Source organism: Arthrobacter sp. PvP023 (genome assembly GCF_017832975.1).
GTDB lineage: Bacteria > Actinomycetota > Actinomycetes > Actinomycetales > Micrococcaceae > Arthrobacter.
Map to the genome: position 1 here is coordinate 766761 of NZ_JAFIBI010000001.1, position 17483 is coordinate 784243.

Annotated in this window: 13 protein-coding genes; 10 read left to right on the forward strand and 3 right to left on the reverse strand. The window is 67.2% G+C overall.

Features of this window, described 5'->3' with window-relative positions:
* Entirely contained in the window at positions 1 to 1851 is a 1851-nt protein-coding gene (gene ilvD, locus JOE31_RS03625) for a dihydroxy-acid dehydratase (RefSeq protein WP_209742178.1), read from the forward strand.
* Between the two features lie 75 nt (positions 1852 to 1926).
* Here the strand turns inward: ilvD and JOE31_RS03630 are convergent, their stop codons facing one another.
* Positions 1927 to 3261, reverse strand: a complete 1335-nt coding sequence (locus JOE31_RS03630; protein ID WP_209742179.1) for an FAD-binding oxidoreductase — start codon at positions 3259 to 3261, stop codon at positions 1927 to 1929.
* A gap of 168 nt (positions 3262 to 3429) precedes the next feature.
* Between JOE31_RS03630 and JOE31_RS03635 the strand changes: the two genes are divergently transcribed.
* The 7 genes from JOE31_RS03635 to JOE31_RS03665 all read left to right on the forward strand — a co-directional run bounded on the left by JOE31_RS03635 (position 3430) and on the right by JOE31_RS03665 (position 12077).
* Positions 3430 to 3840, forward strand: a complete 411-nt coding sequence (locus JOE31_RS03635) for a molybdopterin-binding protein (protein WP_209742180.1) — start codon at positions 3430 to 3432, stop codon at positions 3838 to 3840.
* Positions 3837 to 4649: a molybdate ABC transporter substrate-binding protein gene (modA, locus tag JOE31_RS03640; protein ID WP_209742181.1), complete on the forward strand. Its 813-nt coding sequence runs from the start codon at positions 3837 to 3839 to the stop codon at positions 4647 to 4649. The genes JOE31_RS03635 and modA overlap by 4 nt, the downstream gene beginning before the upstream one ends.
* 2 nt (positions 4650 to 4651) lie before the next feature.
* On the forward strand, positions 4652 to 5533 hold the full coding sequence (locus tag JOE31_RS03645) for an ABC transporter permease (protein ID WP_209742182.1): 882 nt from the start codon (positions 4652 to 4654) through the stop codon (positions 5531 to 5533).
* Positions 5530 to 6606 carry a sulfate/molybdate ABC transporter ATP-binding protein gene (locus JOE31_RS03650; RefSeq protein WP_209742183.1) on the forward strand — a complete coding sequence of 359 codons (1077 nt, stop codon included), beginning with the start codon at positions 5530 to 5532 and terminating at the stop codon, positions 6604 to 6606. The genes JOE31_RS03645 and JOE31_RS03650 overlap by 4 nt, the downstream gene beginning before the upstream one ends.
* Positions 6607 to 6794: 188 nt before the next feature.
* Complete coding sequence (gene betT / locus JOE31_RS03655; protein WP_209742184.1) at positions 6795 to 8969, forward strand: choline BCCT transporter BetT; 2175 nt, start codon at positions 6795 to 6797, stop codon at positions 8967 to 8969.
* Positions 8966 to 10489 carry an aldehyde dehydrogenase family protein gene (locus JOE31_RS03660; RefSeq protein WP_209742185.1) on the forward strand — a complete coding sequence of 508 codons (1524 nt, stop codon included), beginning with the start codon at positions 8966 to 8968 and terminating at the stop codon, positions 10487 to 10489. Before betT ends, JOE31_RS03660 begins: the two co-directional genes overlap by 4 nt.
* A 4-nt stretch (positions 10490 to 10493) precedes the next feature.
* Positions 10494 to 12077, forward strand: coding sequence for a GMC family oxidoreductase (locus tag JOE31_RS03665; RefSeq protein ID WP_209742186.1), 1584 nt, complete (start codon positions 10494 to 10496; stop codon positions 12075 to 12077).
* Here JOE31_RS03665 and JOE31_RS03670 read toward each other — a convergent pair.
* On the reverse strand, positions 12074 to 12583 hold the full coding sequence (locus JOE31_RS03670; RefSeq protein WP_209742187.1) for a carboxymuconolactone decarboxylase family protein: 510 nt from the start codon (positions 12581 to 12583) through the stop codon (positions 12074 to 12076). The two genes, JOE31_RS03665 and JOE31_RS03670, sit on opposite strands and share 4 nt — an antisense overlap.
* A 263-nt stretch (positions 12584 to 12846) precedes the next feature.
* On the opposite strand from JOE31_RS03670, the gene JOE31_RS03675 reads away from it, so the two are divergent.
* Both JOE31_RS03675 and clpB read left to right on the forward strand, forming a co-directional pair.
* Complete coding sequence (locus JOE31_RS03675; protein ID WP_245198956.1) at positions 12847 to 13662, forward strand: trypsin-like serine protease; 816 nt, start codon at positions 12847 to 12849, stop codon at positions 13660 to 13662.
* A gap of 166 nt (positions 13663 to 13828) precedes the next feature.
* The gene (gene clpB, locus JOE31_RS03680) at positions 13829 to 16498 is read left to right on the forward strand and encodes an ATP-dependent chaperone ClpB (RefSeq protein WP_209742188.1); all 2670 of its coding nucleotides are present in this window, start codon (positions 13829 to 13831) and stop codon (positions 16496 to 16498) included.
* 35 nt (positions 16499 to 16533) lie between these two features.
* On the opposite strand, the gene JOE31_RS03685 is transcribed toward clpB, so the two are convergent.
* Positions 16534 to 17205, reverse strand: coding sequence for a septum formation family protein (locus JOE31_RS03685; protein ID WP_209742189.1), 672 nt, complete (start codon positions 17203 to 17205; stop codon positions 16534 to 16536).
* Positions 17206 to 17483 lie beyond the last annotated feature (278 nt).

Sequence of the window (17483 nt, forward strand, 5' to 3'; positions counted from 1 at the left end):
ATGCCTCCTCTACGTTCCCGCACTGTCACCCACGGCCGAAACATGGCCGGCGCCCGCGCACTGCTGCGCGCCGCCGGCGTGGCCCGTGAGGATTTCGGAAAGCCCATCATTGCCGTCGCGAACAGCTTCACTGAATTCGTTCCCGGCCACACCCACCTTGCCCCGGTGGGACGGATCGTCTCCGAGGCCATCCACGCCGCCGGTGGCATCGCCCGCGAATTCAACACCATCGCCGTTGATGACGGCATTGCCATGGGGCACTCCGGGATGCTGTACTCCCTGCCGTCCCGCGACCTGATCGCCGACTCCGTTGAGTACATGGTCAACGCCCACTGCGCGGATGCCTTGGTGTGCATCTCGAACTGCGACAAAATCACGCCCGGGATGCTGATGGCGGCGCTTCGCCTGAACATCCCCACGGTGTTCGTCTCAGGCGGTCCCATGGAGGGCGGCACCGCTGTCCTGATCGACGGAACGGTCCGCAAGCGGCTCCACCTGGTCAACGCCATGACTGACGCGGCCAACGAGTCCATCTCGGACGAGGACGCCCTGTCCGTGGAAGAAGCCGCCTGCCCCACCTGCGGATCCTGCTCCGGAATGTTCACCGCGAACTCCATGAACTGCCTGACCGAAGCCCTTGGCCTTTCCCTGCCAGGCAACGGCTCCACCCTCGCAACCCACACTGCCCGCCGCGCGCTCTACGAGGACGCGGGCTCCACCATCGTGGATCTCACCAACCGCTTCTACGTCGGCGACGACGAATCGGTCCTTCCCCGCGCTATTGCAAGCCGCCAAGCCTTCGAGAATGCCATGGCCCTGGACATCGCCATGGGAGGGTCAACGAACACCATTCTCCACCTGCTCGCCGCGGCCCACGAAGCAGAACTGGACTACACGCTCACCGACATCGACCGGCTCTCCCGCCGGGTGCCCTGCCTCTGCAAGGTAGCCCCGAACGGAACATACCTGATGGAGGACGTGCACCGTGCTGGTGGCATGCCCGCTATCCTCGGAGAGCTGCAGCGCGGAGGACTCCTGAACGAAGACGTCAATTCCATCCACGCCCCGTCCCTCAAGGAATGGCTCGCGCGCTGGGACATCCGCTCCGAAGATCCTTCACCGGAAGCAGTGGAACTGTTCCATGCGGCTCCGGGCGGGGTCCGTTCATCGTCGGCGTTCTCCCAGTCTGAACGCTGGCACACCCTTGACCGGGACGCTCAGGCAGGGTGCATCAGGGACATCGACCACGCCTACTCGTCAGACGGCGGTCTGGCCATCCTCCGCGGAAACCTAGCCCCGGACGGCTGCGTCGTTAAAACCGCCGGCGTGGACGAGTCAATCCACATCTTCACCGGACCCGCCGTCGTAGTCGACTCCCAGGAAGACGCCTGCGACATCATCCTCAACAAACGCGTCAAAGCCGGCGACGTCGTCGTGGTCCGCTATGAAGGCCCCCGCGGTGGTCCCGGCATGCAGGAGATGCTCTACCCCACGTCGTTCCTCAAGGGCCGCGGCTTGGGCGCCAAATGTGCCCTTATTACCGACGGGCGATTCTCAGGCGGAACCTCCGGACTCTCCATTGGACACGTTTCCCCCGAGGCAGCCGCCGGCGGAACCATCGCCCTGGTCGAAAACGGCGACAGGATCACCATCGACATCAGCCAGCGCCTCGTTCACCTCCACGTGGAAGACCAGGTCCTCACCGCGCGCGCCGAAGCCATCAGGGCCAACGGCGGCTACAAGGCCCGGAACCGGGACCGCAAGGTCTCGCCCGCCCTGCGCGCCTACGCCGCCATGGCCCTCTCAGCGGACAAGGGAGCCGTCCGCGACGTTTCCCTCGTGGAGAACTAAACGCCCGTCAAATGGATCCCGGACAATTCAAATAGAGCGCCATCGACAGCTCAGCCCTGGCCGCCGGCAGACTCCCTACTCTGTTGCAGGCGGAATGTTCTGGTTGCCGCGGAACACGTTGTCCGGGTCGAAGTCGCGCTTCACCCGGGACAGCCGGTCGAAATTCTCGTTCCCGAAGGCTGCGCGGACGCGGGCCTGGCCTTCGTCGCCGATGAAGTTCAGCCACACCCCGCCCGTGGCGTAGGGCGCGATGTCGTGACGGAAATGCTTCACCCACGCCTTGGCCTCTTCGCCCTCCTCCGGTGTTTCACCCAGCCCGAACGGGTGGCTGACCCAGCTGGCGTTGCGGTTCAGCAGCGGAGTGGCCGCCGCGGCCGGTCCGCCCACCGCACCTCCCCAGTGCGCAATCAGCTGCTGGGAGTGCTGGCCGGGCAGCCTGCGCGCGGAATCGATGATGACGTCCAGGGCGTCGTCGGAGAGTTCATTGTGGTAGTCGGCGCTCCAGTAGTTGTACATGCCCGGGGGATCGTCCAGCGAGCACTGGAAGTCGGCGTAATTCGTGTCTCCCAGCAGATCCACTGCGGGGTCGAGCGCACGGTACGGCCTGGCCCGTTCCGCGCCTTCGCCGGCGTCCCCGGCGTAGATGTACACCACGGCAACAGCCATCTTCCCCACCATCTCCGCGGGAACAAACGGCTCAGGCGGGGCTGTCAGGTAGATGAGGGTTGCGCATTCCTCGTTGGGTGCCGCCAGGGCAAGTTCCCGGAAGCCGCGGCTGACGTCGGTGGCTGCGTCCCCCGGCCAGAGCATGAGCCCGGCATGGACCTTCGGGCCCAGTTCGTGGAGTCCGAACGTGAAGGAGGTGGCCACGCCGAAGTTGCCGCCTCCGCCGTGCAAAGCCCAGAACAGTTCGGGGTTCTCCCGTGCGCTGGCGGTCACCTGGTCGCCGCCGGCAGTGACCAGGTCCACCGAAATGAGGTCGTCGCAGGCAAAGCCGAAGGCCCGCTCCAGCCAGCCGGAGCCGCCGCCCAGCGTGAAGCCGGCCAGCCCGGTGGTGGAGACGCGGCCGCCCGTCAGGGCCAGGCCGTGCTCCTGTGTTGCGCGGTCGAACTCACCGCAGGTGAGGCCCGCTCCGGCGGTGACCGTGCGACTTTCCGGATCCACCCTGACCGACTTCATGGGGCGGACGTCCACCACCAGGCCGCCGTCGTTCATGGACATCCCGGCCACCGAGTGGCCGCCCGCGCGGACGGCCACGGGCAGTTCGTTGTCGCGCGCGTGCTGGAGGGCCCGGGCAACGTCGGCGGGGGTGCCGCATTGGGCAATGACGGCCGGGCGCCGGTCGATCATTGCGTTGAAAAGCTTCCGGGATTCGTCATAGTCCGGACTGTCAGGCTTGATCCATTTCATGGCAACGCTCCTCGGCGCTGGCGGCTTCGCCCCCAGGAAAAATCGTACTGCGGCCGGGATTGGCGGGCTACGGCTGAGGCTTACAGAAGAGCGCACAAACCATTACCGAACCGGATATGCGGATAAATCATGCTTTCAAAACCGCATATGAGGTAATAGGCTGGACAAATGCCCACCATACGCATTGCGGAAGCAGCCCGGTTCCTCGGTGTCAGCGACGATACCGTCCGCCGCTGGACCGAGAACGGAAGCCTCACTCCGGTGAAGGACGAATCCGGCCGCCTGGCCGTGGACGGTTTCGAGCTGGCAACCCTGGCCCGCGAACAGGCACAGCTGCCGGATGACCCCGCCCGGGTGGGCAGTTCGGCGCGCAACCGGTTCGTCGGCCTGGTCACGGGAATCACCGCGGACAAGGTCATGGCTCAGGTGGAACTGCAGTGCGGGCCATTCCGCGTCGTGTCCCTGATGAGCAGCGAAGCTGTCCGCGAGCTCGGCCTGGAGCTCGGTTCCGTGGCCACGGCCGTGGTCAAGGCCACCACCGTGATCATTGAAACGCCGCAGGGAAAGAGCATCGTGTGAACACCAGGAAACCGCGCGCTGCAGCACTGCTGGCAGCGGCGGCGCTCACCGCAGGCCTTGCCGCTTGCGCTCCGGCAGCGTCGACGTCGGCCGGCCCTGCGGCCGGCGCATCCTCGGATACGGCCGGGCAGCTTTCCGGGACCATCACCGTTTTTGCGGCGGCTTCGCTCAAAGCCACCTTCACAACGCTCGCGGACGAGTTTGAGAAGAAGAACCCCGGCACCACGGTGACACTCAGCTTCGCCGGTTCCTCGGACCTGGCCACGCAGATCAGCCAGGGTGCGCCCGCTGACGTGTTTGCCTCCGCAGACACCACGAACATGGCCAAGCTCGCCGACGCGGGACTCCTTGACGGCGCAGCGACGAACTTCGCCACTAATGTCCTGCAGATCGCGGTCCCGCCGTCCAACCCGGCGTCGATCGCTTCCTTCGCGGACCTGGCCAGGCCCGGCGTCAAAGTGGTGGTCTGCGCGGGCCAGGTCCCGTGCGGTGCCGCGGCGGACGCCGTTGAAAAGGCTGCCGGCGTCACGCTTGCCCCGGTCAGTGAGGAATCATCCGTCACCGACGTCCTGGGCAAAGTGACGTCGGGTGAGGCCGATGCCGGCCTGGTGTACGTCACCGACGTCAAGGCCGCCGGCGCCAAGGCGAAGGGAATCCCGTTCGCGGAAGCCGGCAAGGCCGTCAACACTTATCCCATCGCCACCGTAGGCGCCAGCAGGAACAAGCAACTGGCCGCAGCGTTCGTCGCCATGGTGGCCGGCGCCGACGGCAGGAAGACCCTCGCCGACGCGGGCTTCGGGGCTCCCTAAGGATGGTCCAAGCCAACGTGAGCGGTTACCACGGCATCCCGCGCTGGATCTATGCCATCGCAGCGGCGGGCGGACTGTTCGTGCTCCTGCCGCTGGCCGCGATGGCTGCCAGGGTCAACTGGCCCCAGTTCATCCCGCTGGTCACGTCCGAATCCTCCCTGACGGCCCTGGCGCTCAGCCTGCGGACCTCGGCCGCGAGCACCGTCTTGTGCATCGTCTTCGGAGTGCCGCTTGCCCTGGTGCTGGCCCGCTCGAGCTTCCGGGGCCAGCGGCTGCTGCGCGCCTTCGTGCTGCTGCCACTGGTGCTGCCGCCGGTGGTGGGCGGCATCGCGCTCCTGTACACCTTCGGCCGCCAGGGCCTGCTGGGCCGCAGCCTTGAGGCTGCCGGGATCCAGATTGCGTTTTCGACGACGGCGGTGGTGCTCGCGCAGACCTTCGTGGCACTGCCGTTCCTGGTGGTGAGTTTGGAAGGCGCACTGCGCACGGCCGGCGGACGGTACGAGGCAGTGGCGGCCACGCTCGGCGCCCGCCCCACCACTGTGCTGCGCCGCGTCACCGTGCCGCTGGTGCTGCCAGGCCTGGCCTCCGGCGCCGTGTTGTCCTTTGCCCGGAGCCTGGGCGAATTCGGTGCGACGCTCACCTTCGCCGGGAGCCTGCAGGGGGTGACCCGGACGCTGCCGCTGGAAATCTACCTGCAGCGGGAAACGGATGCCGATGCCGCCGTCGCGCTTTCCCTCGTCCTGGTGGCTGTCGCCGTGACAGTGGTGGGACTGACTTACCGGCGCCCGGGGCAGCAGAGCCAACGCAGTTCGCCGGCGGACAGCACCGCCAGCCGGCTGGGAGACGGGCGACCGGCCGATGGAAAACTGGACGGTGCCCGGTGAGCTTCCACATGCAGGCAACCGTGCGTGCCCGCGGGTTCGACGTCGGGCTGAGCCTCGCGCCGGGCGAAACCGTTGCGGTGCTCGGCCCCAACGGGGCCGGGAAATCGACCCTCCTCAACGTCATCGCCGGGCTGCTGCGGCCGGATACCGGCCGCGCCGAAATCGACGGAAAAGTGCTGTTCGACCTCGACGGCGGCGCCACCGCCTGGACTGCGCCGCACCACCGCGGCACGGCCCTGCTCGCGCAGGAACCGCTGCTGTTCCCGCACCTCAGCGCCCTGGAAAACGTGGCCTTCGGGCCCCGCAGTGCCGGGACGGCAAGGAAAGCGGCCCGCGAGTCGGCCCGGAAATGGCTTGCCGCGGTGGATGCGGCGGAGCTCGAAGCCCGGCGCCCCGCGGAACTCTCCGGCGGCCAGGCCCAGCGCGTGGCTGTCGCACGGGCGCTCGCGGCCAACCCCGAAGTACTGCTGCTGGACGAGCCCATGGCAGCCCTGGACATCCACGCCGCACCGCTGCTCCGCAGGCTCCTGAAGAAGGTCCTGGCCGGGCGCCGCGCCATCATCATCACCCACGATGTCCTTGACGCCCTGATGCTGGCCGACCGGGTGATCGTCCTCGAGGAGGGCCGGATCGCCGAGGAAGGGCCCACCCGGCAGGTCCTGCAGCGGCCCCGGAGCCGGTTCGCCGCCGGACTGGCCGGGCTCAACCTCATTCAAGGGACGCTGACCGCCACAGGAATCCGGACCGCGGAGGGCCGGGAAGTGGCCGGGCACCTGGACCAGGAATACCTCCCGGACGGTACCGGGGCGGCCGCCCTGGCCGGTCAGCCCGGCGTGGCAGCCTTCCCGCCGTCGGCCGTTTCCGTGTTCCTGACGGACGCGCACGGCAGCCCGCGGAACTCATTCGCCGTCACCGTCTCCGACCTGGAACAGCATGGAGACCAGATTCGGGTCCGGGCCAGCGGGATGTCCGCCGATATCACTCCGGCCGCCTCCGCGGACCTGGGGCTGGCGCCGGGAATGACGGTCTACTTCGTCATCAAGGCGGCAGCGGTAGCCGTCTACCCGGCCTAGCAAACTCCCACAAACCGCCGCAAACGGCACCAAACGCGTGAGTAGTCTCATAAAACTTGGGGGTCCGCCGCACCGCGTTGATACCGTCGAAAGCCAAGCCAGACTCAATACGACCCCTGGCCCCCGCCTCCGCGCGCCACAGCGCGGCCGGGAGACCCGGCGTCTGGACCGCAGCCTCAAAAACTGAAATGGGACCAATGAGCCACAACTCCTCAGCGCACCCCGGCGCAGCGCCGGCAGCGGGCGCACCCTCACCGCCAAGCCAGTCCCCGGCGCAGGACGCCGCGCCGGAACGCACCACCCGGGTCAACAAGACCGTGTTTTTCGGCTCGGCCGCGGGCGTGGTGGGCATCGCGCTCTGGGCCATGCTCGCCAAGGACAACGCCGAGGCGGTCATCGGGTCCATGGTGGGCTGGGTGTCCACCAACATGGGCTGGTACTACTTCCTTATCGTCACGGCCGTGGTGGTTTTCGTCCTCGTGGCCGCGCTGTCACGGGTGGGCAAGACCAAGCTCGGACCGGACCATTCCAAGCCCCAGTTCGGCATGTTCACCTGGGCCGCCATGCTGTTCGCCGCCGGCATCGGAATCGACCTGATGTTCTTCTCCGTGTCCGAACCGGTCAGCCAGTACCTTGCCCCGCCGCAGGGCGAAGGCGGTACCGCTGAAGCCGCCCGGCAGGCCCTGGTCTGGACCCTGTTCCACTACGGCATCACCGGCTGGGCGCTCTACGCGCTGATGGGGCTGGCGCTTGGCTACTTCGCGTACCGCCACAATCTTCCGCTGAGCATCCGTTCCGCGCTGTACCCGATCTTCGGCAAGAAGATCGAGGGCCCGGTGGGGCATGCCGTGGACATCGCCGCCCTGCTCGGCACCATCTTCGGCATCGCCACTTCGCTGGGCATCGGCGTGGTCCAGCTCAACTACGGCCTGAACTTCATGTTCGGCATCCCGGAGAACCTCGCCGTGCAGATCGGCCTGATCGCCCTGTCCGTGGTGATGGCCACCGTCTCGGTGGTGTCCGGCGTCGAGAAGGGCATCCGGCGGCTGTCCGAACTCAACGTGATCCTGGCCGTGGCCCTGATGCTGTTCGTGCTGGTGACCGGCAAGACCAGCTTCCTGCTGGACGGCATCGTGCAGAACGTCGGCGACGTCATGAGCCGCTTCCCGGCCATGACCCTGGACACCTTCGCGTACGACCGGCCCACCGACTGGCTGAATGCCTGGACCCTGTTCTTCTGGGCCTGGTGGATAGCCTGGGCGCCGTTCGTCGGCCTGTTCCTGGCGCGCATCTCCCGCGGCCGCACGATCCGCCAGTTCGTGCTCGGCACCATGACGGTCCCGTTCCTCTTCATCCTGCTGTGGATCTCCGTGTTCGGGAACTCCAGCATTGACCTGATCATGAACGGCAACGCGGCCTTCGGCGAAGCCGCCATGAGCCACCCGGAGCGCGGCTTCTACAGCCTGCTGTCCCAGTACCCCGGCGTTCCGGTGACGGCCGCCGTCGCCACCTTCACGGGACTGCTGTTCTACGTGACCTCCGCGGACTCCGGAGCCCTGGTGATGGCCAACTTCACCTCGCACCTCAAGGACGCCGACGCCGACGGTCCCGAATGGATGCGCGTGTTCTGGGCGGTGGCAACCGGCCTGCTGACGCTCGCCATGCTGATGGTGGGCGGCGTGGCCACCCTGCAGAACGCCACGATTGTGATGGGCCTGCCGCTGTCCCTGCTTCTGGTGTTCATCATGCTGGGGCTCTACAAAGCGCTGCGGGTGGAGAATTCGCTCAACGACAGCTACCGCGCCAGCCTTCCGGGCATCATCACCGGCCGTGCGGGCGAACAGCGCGGCGGCCGCAGCTGGCGCCAGCGACTCACCCGCGCCATGAGCTATCCCGGCCGCCGGCAGACCACGCGGTTCGTCGAAACCGTGGCCGTGCCGGCGCTCCGGGAGGTCAGCGAGGAACTGAAGGCCCAGGGCGCAGAGACCGCGCTTTCGGTGTCCACCGTGGAATCCTGCGGGATTGAGAGTGCGGACCTGCAGCTCGCCATGGGCGACGAGCGGCCCTTCAAGTACCAGATCTACCCGGTGCAGTACGAGACGCCGTCCTACGCCACCCGGCGGGCGGACCCGGACGACCACTACTACCGGATGGAAGTGTTCTCCCTCGAGGGCAGCCACGGCTACGACCTCATGGGCTACACGAAGGAACAGGTCATCACCGATGTCCTGGACCACTACGAACAGCACCTGGAATTCCTGCACCTGAACCGTGCAGCGCCGGGCAATACCGTCCTGGTCGAAGACCAGGTGGCCAAAGACAATTGGGAATCAGACTTCGAAACGCAGGAGGCAGCGAAATGACCACCGCAACGCTATTCATCGGCGGCACCTGGAGTGCAGCGTCCGACGGCGGCACCCGGGAAATCCGCTGCCCGGCCGACGGCGAACTGGCCGGCATCGTCTCCGAGGCCAACGCCTACGACGCTGTCCGCGCCGTGGCGGCCGCCCGGGCGGCGTTCGACGGCGGCGAATGGGCCGGCGTCCCCGCCCTGGAACGCGGGTCCTTCCTGCTGCGCGTCGCCGCGAGGCTGCGGGAGCGCAAGGACGAGTTCGCCCGCGCCGAAACGCTGGACACCGGCAAGCGCCTGGTGGAGAGCGAAATCGACATGGACGACATCGCCAACTGCTTCGAGTACTTCGGCAAGATCGCGGGCCAGGACTCCGGCCGGCTGGTCGATGCGGGCAGCAGCACCGTGGTCAGCCGGATCGAATACGAACCGGTGGGCGTCTGCGCGCTGATCGCACCCTGGAACTACCCGCTGCTGCAGGCCGCCTGGAAGATCGCCCCGGCGCTCGCGGCAGGCTGCAGCTTCGTGCTCAAGCCGAGCGAACTGACGCCCCACACTGCCATCCTGATGATGGAGGTGCTGGAAGAGCTGGGACTGCCGTCCGGCGTCGCCAACCTTGTCCTCGGCGACGGGAAAACCGTGGGTTCCGTGCTTTCCGGAAACCCGGATGTTGACCTCGTCTCCTTCACGGGCGGGCTCGAAACCGGCAAGACCATCGCGGCTTCGGCCGCCGCCACGGTCAAGAAGGTGGCGCTGGAGCTGGGCGGCAAGAACCCCAACATCATCTTCGCTGACGCCGACTTCGACGCCGCCCTGGACAATGCTCTCAACGCCGCCTTCGTGCATTCCGGCCAGGTCTGCTCGGCCGGCTCGCGCCTGATTGTCGAGGAATCCATCGCCGAACGGTTCGTGGACGAGCTGGTCCGCCGTGCGGAGCAGATCCGCCTGGGCGGCCCCTTCGATCCCGACGCCGAGACGGGGCCGCTGATCTCCGCTGCGCACCGCGACAAGGTGACCGCCTACGTGGACAAGGGCGTGGCCGAGGGCGCACGCCTGCGCTGCGGCGGGAAGTGGGGCGATGGCGAGCTCAAGAAGGGCTACTACTACCTGCCCACCGTCCTGGACCAGGTCACCAGCGGCATGTCCGTGCTCAAGGACGAAGCCTTCGGCCCGGTGGTCACGGTGGAAACCTTCAGCACCGAAGAAGAAGCCGTCCGGCTGGGCAATGACACCCACTACGGCCTGGCCGGCGCCGTCTGGACCCAGGATGCCGGCAAGAGCCAGCGCGTGGCCCGCAAGCTGCGCCACGGCACCATCTGGATCAACGATTTCCACCCCTACCTGCCGCAGGCGGAGTGGGGCGGCTTCGGCCAGTCCGGCGTCGGACGCGAACTCGGACCCACGGGCCTGGCCGAATACCAGGAAGCCAAGCACGTCTATCACAACATCGATCCGCAGGTGACGGGCTGGTTCGCGGACCACGGCGCAGCCGGAAACACAGGCGAGAACACAGTCACTGCAGAGGGGAACTAAGCGCATGACAGCACTGGACAAGACTGACTTCGACTACATCGTGATCGGCGGCGGGTCCGCCGGCGCGGCGGCGGCCTCCCGGCTGAGCGAGGACCCCTCGGTGGAAGTGGCACTCGTGGAAGCCGGCCCGGACGACCGCGGCGTGGACGCCATCCTCCAGCTGGACCGTTGGATGGAACTGCTGGAATCCGGCTACGACTGGGACTACCCCGTGGAGGAGCAGGAAAACGGCAACTCCTTCATGCGCCACGCCCGCGCCAAGGTGATGGGCGGCTGCTCCAGCCACAACTCCTGCATCGCTTTCTGGGCGCCCCGCGAGGACATCGACGAGTGGGAGCAGAAGTTCGGCGCCACCGGCTGGAACGCCGAGACGGCCTACCGCCTGTACAAGCACCTGGAGACCAACGAGGACGCCGGACCGGACGCGCCGCACCACGGCGACAGCGGCCCGGTCCACCTGATGAACGTACCGGCGGAGGACCCCTGCGGCCGCGCCTTGCTGGACGCCTGCGAGGAAACCGGGATTCCCCGGGTCCGCTTCAACTCCGGCGAAACGGTGATCAACGGCGCCAACTTCTTCCAGATCAACCGCCGCGCCGACGGCACCCGCTCGTCGTCGTCCGTGTCCTACATCCACCCCGTGGTGGACCGTCCCAACTTCACCCTGCTGACCGGGCTGCGGGCCCGCGAGCTGAAGTTCACAGCGGACAACCGCTGCACCGGCGTCGATGTCGTGGACAACTCCTTCGGTAAAACGCACACCCTGACTGCCCGGGCCGAGGTGATCCTGTCCGCCGGGGCCATCGATTCGCCCAAGCTGCTCATGCTGTCCGGGATCGGCCCGGCCGCCCAGCTGGAAGAGTTCGGCATCCCGGTCCGCTCCGATTCCCCCGGGGTCGGCGAACACCTTCAGGACCACCCGGAAGGCGTCATCCAGTGGGAAGCCAGGAAGCCCATGCCGGAGACGTCCACACAGTGGTGGGAGATCGGGATCTTCACCACCACTGAAGAAGGCCTGGACCGGCCGGACCTGATGTTCCACTACGGCTCGGTGCCCTTCGATATGCACACGCTGCGGCAGGGCTTCCCGACGACGGACAACGGCTTCTGCTTGACGCCCAACGTCACGCACGCCAGGTCACGCGGGACGGTCCGGCTCCGCAGCCGCGACTACCGGGACAAGCCCAAGGTGGATCCGCGGTACTTCACCGATCCGCACGACATGCGCGTGATGGTTGCCGGCATCCGCAAGGCCCGCGAAATCGTGGCGCAGCCGGCCATGGCCGAATGGGCGGGCAAGGAGCTCTATCCCGGCGAGGCCATTCAGAGCGATGCGGAAATCACTGACTACATCCGCAAAACCCACAACACGGTCTACCACCCGGCGGGAACCGTGAGGATGGGTGCGTCGGACGACGTGATGTCCCCGCTGGACCCTGAGCTGCGGGTCAAGGGCGTGACCGGACTGCGTGTTGCGGATGCCTCGGTGATGCCGGAGCTGACCACGGTGAACCCGAACATCACCACCATGATGATCGGGGAGCGCTGCGCGGAGCTGGTGAAGGCCGCGCGGGCACAGGCCTCCTAAGGCGTTTCGGATTCATTCTTTACGTCGCGCCGCACAGGGTGCTGGCTGGTGATGGACACGCGGTTGAACGCGTTCATGGTGATCACCAGCCAGCTCACCGCCGAATATTCGGCCGTGTTCAGGTGCTGCCGCGCGTAGGCGTCCTCCCGTTCACGGGTGTGGGCGTCCGGCAGGGTGGTGATGGACTCGGCCAATGCCAGGGCCGCGCGCTCCTTTTCCGTGAACAACGCGGTGTCCCGCCAGGCGGACAGCACGGCGAGGCGCTGCGTGGTTTCGCCCTTCTTCAGAGCATCGGCAACATGCATGTTCAGGCAGTAGGCGCAGCCGTTGATCTGCGAGATGCGGACGTTGAGCAGCTCCGTCAGCTCCCTGCTGATGCCGGCTTCGTCGGCGGCCTCCCGGGCCTTCAGGCCGAGTCCGTTCAGCGCACGCCAGACGGCCGGGCTTTCCTTGTCAATGAAGATGTGCTGGGTGGTGGGGTTGCCGGCATCATGAGTCTGGTCCATGGCTCCCAGAATACCCATCACGGCTTGACGGATTTTGTCATAGTCGTGACACAACCTCGATAGCGTTGTAGTGTTTTCACCGGACCGCTTGCCCGCCCCGCGGCGGGCGGCGGTCCACCAGAGAAGTTCCTGTATGTCGGGCCGTGCGCATGCCGTGCGCCGGCTCCCATGCCAGCCGGAGGGCGGTTCCTTGGGGGAGCCGCCCTCCTGCATGTCCGCCTGCGGGGCTAACGTTTCTCCGGCCGCAGTCCTACCATGTGAAAATGCGTTGTCGCCTGAGTTTCCAGGGTCGCCGCACCCTACGGGTGATGTTCGCCGTCGCGCTTCTCATTGCCCTGCCGTTGGCGCCGGCGTTCGGGTCGCGGGCCCCCGCTTCGCCAGCCCCCGCTTCCCCTGTCTCGGATCCGCCGGAGCCGGGCCCGGGCGGCACGAACATTGCCGGCGGCGAGGCCGTTGCCATGTCCGACGCCCCCTTCGCCGCCCAGATCGCCTACGACACCGCCGGCACCAGGGTGGGCTGCACGGGCAGCCAGATTTCAGCGGAGTGGGTGATTACTGCCAGGCACTGCGACTCTGCGCGACTTCAGTCGGTCCGCCTCGGCACCCCGTACCTGGGAGCCGGCGGTTCGGTGCGGACGGTCGCTGCCCGGTACCCTTCGACGGCGGGCGACGTGCTCCTGCTCAAACTCTCCACCCCGTACCCCGGACAATATGCCAGCCTGTCCCGAACCACCCCGGCGCCCGGCTCGGACGCGCGGGCATTCGGCTGGGGTGACCAGGCTGAGGGGTCGGGGGCCATGTCGTTCCAGCTCAAGGCTGCCGGTGCCACCGTGGCGGGGCAGGGCTCGGACGCTTTTGGCGGCCTGTCGGTGCGGACGCGGTCCCGGACGGGGCACCCGCTGTCCGGTGACTCCGGGGGGCCCCTCATTGTCGGCGGAAAGCTGGTTGGCGTGCTGTCGACGTCGAGCGTCCTGCCGGGCGGCAACCCGTCCGGGTTCGCCGGCCTCTACAACGACCATGCCGCCGTCTCGCGCCACCTGGGCTGGATCGCGGTCATCACCGGCGTCACCCCGTCCTGACAGCCGGACGCCTTGGCTGCCGGTCCTGCTGGTGCCCGCCAGTGGGGGCCGATCGCCCCTAGACAGCCATTTCGCCGTCGGCAAACATGGAGCGTAGGGCCCCTCTGCAAAGTTGAGTCATGTACACTCAACTTTAAGAGTTGATCTATCCCGAAAGGAGCTCTCTTTGGACGCCAAGTTCACCACCAAGAGCCAGGAGGCTCTTTCGGCAGCAGCCATGAACGCCTCCACGGCAGGAAATCCCCAGGTTGAACCTGCCCATCTACTCAAGGCGCTGATGGACCAGCGCGAGGGCGTCGCCGTCGCGCTCCTCCGCGCCACCGGCGCCGATCCGGATGCCGTCAGCGTCCAGGCAAGCACCGCCATCAAAGCATTGCCGGCGTCGTCCGGCACCTCGGTGCAGCAGGCCCAGCTGTCCCGCGCCGCCCTGCAGGCCATCAAGAACGCCCAGAACGAGGCGGACAAGCTGGGGGATACCTTTGTCTCCACCGAGCACCTGCTGCTCGGGCTCTCCGCTGGCAGTGACGCCGTCGGCAAGCTGATGCGCGACGCCGGCGCCTCCCATGAGGCCCTGCTCGCCGCCCTGCCGGGTGTCCGCGGGGACCGCAAGGTCACCAACGCCGATCCAGAGAACACCTTCCAGGCCCTGGAGAAGTTCGGCACGGACCTCACCGCGATCGCCCGCTCCGGCAAGCTGGACCCGGTGATCGGCCGCGACGCCGAGATCCGCCGCATCATCCAGGTGCTGAGCCGCCGCACCAAGAACAACCCGGTCATCATCGGCGAACCGGGCGTCGGCAAGACCGCCGTCGTCGAAGGCCTGGCCCAGCGGATCGTCGCCAATGACGTCCCGGAGAGCCTGCGCGGCAAGACCCTCATCGCCCTGGACCTCGCCTCGATGGTGGCCGGGGCCAAGTACCGCGGCGAGTTCGAGGAACGGCTGAAGGCCGTCCTGGAGGAGATCAAGAGCTCCGAGGGCCAGATCGTGACCTTCATCGACGAGCTCCACACCGTGGTGGGAGCAGGCGCCTCCGGAGATTCCTCCATGGACGCCGGCAACATGCTCAAGCCCATGCTGGCCCGCGGCGAGCTGCGCTTGATCGGCGCCACCACGCTGGACGAATACCGCGAGAACATCGAGAAGGACCCCGCCCTGGAGCGGCGCTTCCAGCAGGTGTTCGTGGGTGAGCCGAGCGTGGACGACACCATCGGCATCCTCCGCGGCCTGAAGGAACGCTACGAGGCCCATCACAAGGTGTCCATCGCGGACTCCGCACTGGTCGCCGCAGCGACGCTGTCCAACCGCTACATCTCCGGCCGGCAGCTCCCGGACAAGGCGATCGACCTCGTGGATGAGGCGGCGTCACGGCTGCGCATGGAGATTGACTCCGCACCGGAGGAGATCGACCAGCTGCGCCGCCAGGTGGACCGCCTGACCATGGAAGAGCTTGCCCTTGCCAACGAGAAGGACGCCGCCTCCGTGGAACGCCTGGCCGCGCTGCGGGCGGACATGGCGGACAAAAAGGAAGCGCTGTCCGCACTGAATGCCCGCTGGGAAGCCGAGAAGGCCGGCCTGAACCATGTCGGTGACCTGAAAGCCCGGATCGACGAGCTGCGCTCGGCCGCTGAGAAGTACCAGCGCGAAGGCGACCTCGCTGCCGCCTCCCGTATCCTGTACGGCGAACTTCCCGCACTGGAACGCGAGCTGTCCGCTGCCGCCGAGGCGGAAGCCGCCCGGGTTGCCGGCGGGGGAGCCAAGCAGGAACTCATGGTGGCGGACGAGGTCACGGCCGGTGACATCGCCGAGGTGATTTCGGCATGGACCGGCATTCCGGCCGGCCGCATGCTGCAGGGCGAGAGCCAGAAGCTGCTGCACATGGAGGAAGAGCTCGGCAAACGTCTGATCGGCCAGAAGAAGGCCGTCACTGCAGTGTCGGACGCCGTCCGGCGCGCCCGCGCGGGCATCAGCGATCCCAACCGGCCCACGGGCTCGTTCCTGTTCCTGGGACCCACCGGCGTGGGCAAGACCGAACTCGCCAAGGCCCTGGCGGAGTTCCTGTTCGACGACGAGCGCGCCATGGTGCGGATCGACATGTCCGAGTACGGCGAGAAGCACTCCGTCGCGCGGCTTGTCGGTGCCCCTCCGGGCTACGTGGGCTACGAGGAAGGCGGCCAGCTGACTGAAGCCGTCCGCCGTCGTCCGTATTCCGTGGTGCTGCTGGACGAAGTGGAGAAGGCCCATCCCGAGGTGTTCGACATCCTGCTGCAGGTGCTCGACGACGGCCGCCTCACCGACGGCCAGGGCCGCACCGTGGATTTCCGCAACGTGATCCTGGTGCTGACCTCGAACCTTGGCAGCCAGTTCCTGGTGGACCAGACACTGGATGCCAACGCAAAGCGCAGCGCCGTGATGGCCACCGTGAATGCGTCCTTCAAGCCGGAATTCCTGAACCGGCTGGACGAAGTGGTGCTGTTCGACGCCCTGGACGTCGAAGAGCTGGCCCGGATCGTGGAACTCCAGGTGGCTGAACTCGGCGGAAGGCTGCGCGAGCGCCGCCTGGACCTGGAAGTCACCGACGGCGCCCGCGCCTGGCTGGCCATGACGGGCTTCGATCCTGCCTACGGCGCCCGGCCGCTGCGCCGGCTGGTGCAGCGCGAGATCGGCGACCGGCTGGCCAAGGCCATCCTCGCCGGGGAAATCGCCGACGGCGACACTGTGCTGGTGGACACCGCGGCCGACGTCGACGAACTCACCATTGCCAGCCTGGGCGGACAGGAAGCGCCCGACGGCGGTGCCCTCGCCGGCAGCGGGCTGTCAGTGCGGCGGAAGGGCTAGCAGCGCTAGGGCGGGTGGAGGCGGTCCGGGCGGTCCTAGGGGAGCAGGGATTCCATGATGATGTTGCCCTTGTCCGCCGTGACGTAGCAATCCACCCGCCGGTCGCCCTTCTCCCAGCTGGTGTCGCTCGGGTAGGCGTTGCGCTGCATGAGGACGTAGTTTGCCACGGCGTCGGTGAGGCCGGCGTCCTGGCAGATCTCGCGGCCCTTTTGCCGCAGCGCGGCGATGCCCGGATAGGAGTCCGATTCCGGGTACCGGTACAGGGCGACCAGTTGGGCCGAGTGGCCCGTGGTGCAGGCCACCACCCGGGATCCCGTGGCTTCGGGATCGAAGTTCTCGAAGCAGTCGCCCAGTTGGTAGTCCAGGGCGCTCACGCCGTCCTGGGGAAGCTGGCTCCGGGTTGCCGGCGCAGACTGGGACGTTTCCTGGGCGGCCGGGGCCGGGTCCTGGCCGGCGGCCTGCTCGTTTGCGTTGGCGATCAGGGTGGCCAGCCACCAGATGAAGAGGCCCAGCAGCACAAGTCCGGCCACCACGAAGCCGGCCTTGAACAAGGTCTGTTTTTGCTCGGAGGCCTGCTCTGCGGTTCTCCTGGTGTTGCTGCTGGTCGGCGGCCTGGCAGGCGGAGGCGGCACCACGGGCAGCGTTCCGGTGCCCGGGGATGTCTTGTGGTTCCCGTCGCTGGTGTCCGTTGCGTTCTCGTCATTCACGTGAAGATTCACCCTTCCCGGCGTCTTTTTCCCCGCCTTGGGCCGTGGCTGCGGCCGCCGGCGGGGAGTCGCTCAAACGACTCTACCGAAGAAAAACCGAGGGCCGCAGAAGGCCCGGACCTGCGTAAACGTGGCTGCTGTCCGCCGGGGGCCCGTTCCGGGGAGCAGTTACCGCTGAAAGCATGTAATCTAGGTGTACGACAAATTGACCAAACATTCCGGGGCCTCACTAACGCCAATGGTGACCACCTCCGGTCCGAGTACAAAAGGGGGTCACG